Source organism: Streptomyces sp. NRRL B-24572 (assembly GCF_002156145.1).
Classification (GTDB): domain Bacteria; phylum Actinomycetota; class Actinomycetes; order Streptomycetales; family Streptomycetaceae; genus Streptomyces; species Streptomyces vietnamensis.
Genome location: NZ_MWIG01000281.1, coordinates 1 through 2,231, shown reverse-complemented (window position 1 = coordinate 2,231; position 2,231 = coordinate 1). Strand labels below are relative to the sequence as shown.

Annotated in this window: 3 protein-coding genes; 2 read left to right on the top strand and 1 reads right to left on the bottom strand. The window is 72.3% G+C overall.

The window, feature by feature from the left end; all coding sequences use genetic code 11:
- Positions 1-388: RNA polymerase sigma factor (locus tag CCN56_RS17550; RefSeq protein ID WP_143664542.1), on the bottom strand; the 388-nt coding region annotated here is incomplete at its 3' end.
- 255 nt (positions 389-643) lie between these two features.
- Between CCN56_RS17550 and CCN56_RS17545 the strand changes: the two genes are divergently transcribed.
- A complete protein-coding gene (locus CCN56_RS17545; RefSeq protein ID WP_086827946.1) occupies positions 644-1,384 on the top strand; it encodes a class I SAM-dependent methyltransferase in 741 nt (246 codons plus the stop codon).
- A gap of 107 nt (positions 1,385-1,491) precedes the next feature.
- A partial coding sequence (locus CCN56_RS17540; protein ID WP_179199877.1) for a diacylglycerol kinase family protein occupies positions 1,492-2,231 on the top strand: 740 nt, incomplete at its 3' end.

Below are 2,231 nucleotides of genomic sequence, written 5' to 3'. Positions count from 1 at the left end.
CGATTTCGTGGAGCTGGCCGGAAAGGTTCAGCCGGACCACGGCCAGCTCCACGAAATCGGCCCCGGGCTGTGCGATCCCTCGGGCGTCGTCGAGGTCGCCCGCGGGGTGGCCGGCCTGCTGCTGCCGGTGCCAGTGGCTGCGGACGCCGTTCATGGTGATGGCCACCAGCCAGGACCTGAAGCTGTCCGGGGAGCGCAGGTCGCCGAGCCCGGCGAGCGCCCGCAGCATCGTCTCCTGCACGACGTCGTCGACGTCGTGGTGGCCGTTCATCGCCCGGCCCACGATGTTGTAGACGAGGGGCAGGTGGAGCGCGACGAGCCGGTCCCGCGCCCACGGGTCTCCGCTCTGTGCCGCCCTGACCAGTTCCGTACCGTGCTGTGCGCCCATGCTCCGAATCACCCTGCCTGTTCCCGCTGTCGTCGACGGCCAACACGTGGGAGATCGCGGGGCGGCGGCCCGATAACAGGAATCCGCGGAGGAGTTCCGAGAACCTCGGACCTCCCGTACTCCCGTAGAGGAGGCCAGGGCGCCGTCCGGGTCTTCGTGGCTTCTGCCAGTACGAGCTCGCGTCGTGATCCGGCAAGACTGCCAGGGCATGACGGATCACCAGGCACATGACCGAGCACTGGGGAGGACCGCGCGATGAGCGTGCAGCAGTACGACGAGATCGGTGAGGCGTTCGAGGGCTTCAAGTCCCTTCCGCTGACGCAGTACGGGGAGGTGCCCAGCTTCCTGGGCATGGTCGGCGACGTACGGGGGAAGTCGGTCCTCGACCTCGCCTCCGGCACCGGTTTCTACAGCAGGGAGTTCAAGCGGCGCGGCGCCTCCGAGGTGCTCGGCATCGACATCTCCGGCGAGATGGTCGCCGCGGCGCGGGCGTTCGAGGAGAGCGATCCGCTGGGCGTGCGCTACGAGGTGGGAGACGTGTCCGAACTGCGCACCCTCGAACAGAGCTTCGACATCGCGCTCGGGGTCCAGCTGCTCAACTACGCGCCGGACATCGCCGCCATGGAGCGCATGTGTCGCCATGTGCACCGGAGCCTGAAGCCCGGTGCCGAGTTCTTCGTGCTCGCGCAGAAGCCCGACTACCGCTTCGACGGGCCGTCGCTCGCCAAGTACGGCTTCCTCTGCGAGGCGACCGGCGAGGAGATCGAGACCGGGCCGCGCGTCCGGATCACGGCGCTGCTCGACCCGCCGATCTCGTTCGTCGGCGCCTGCCCGCGCCGCGAGGTCTACGAGGACTCCCTGCGCGCGGCCGGCTTCGGCGACCTGACCTGGGTCCCGCTGGAGGTGTCCGAGGCCGGCGTCCGCGAGTTCGGCGCGGACTTCTGGGCGGACTGCCTCGCCAACCCGCCCTTCGAGCTGCTGCGCTGCCGCGCCTGACGGCCGGAGGCCCTCGAACGGCCCGGCCGGGATGCCCTCCCGCCCGGGTCCGTGCAGGCTGGTGCCCCGGACTGTGTTCGCGGTCGAAGCACCACGGAGGGGACATGATGGGCAGGACGGGCGGGACGGGCCCCGACGGAGGTCGGGCCGCGCGGCTGCTCGCGCGTCTGGCCCTGCTGGCGCTGATCGGTTCGCTGGTCGTCCTCCTGCTCGCGGTGGGGGACGGCGGGCTCCTGGTGGTCGGGTCCGGGTTCCTCGGGCTGGTCCTCTGCGCCGTCGGCGTCTGGTGGTTCGTGGCGCACCGCGGCGCGGTGCGCCTCCTCGGGGTGCTCCTCGCGGTCGCCGCACCCGTCGGCGTCCTGGTCCTCTTCTCGCACGAGGGCCTGTGGCTGACGGCGCTGATCCTGTGCCTGTGCTGGGGTGCGGCGCTGGCCTGCGCCCGGGCGGCGCTGCGCAGATCGCGGCCGCCACGGCCGCCGCGGGCGGTCCCGGCGACCCCGCCGAAGCGACCGGTCCTCATCATGAACCCGAAGTCCGGCGGCGGGAAGGTCGAGCGGTTCGGTCTCGTCGAGCGGGCGGAGGCGCTCGGCGCCCGGGTGATCCTGCTCGACCCGTCGGCCCCGGCCGATGTGGCCGAGCTGGCCCGCGGGGCCGTGGCCGAGGGCGCGGACCTGCTCGGCGTCGCGGGCGGCGACGGCACCCAGGCGCTGGTGGCGGCGGTCGCCGCCGAGCACGACCTGCCGTTCCTGGTGATCTCGGCCGGCACCCGCAACCACTTCGCGATGGACCTGGGCCTCGACCGCTCCGATCCGTCCCGCTGCCTCGATGCCCTGACCGACGGCGAGGA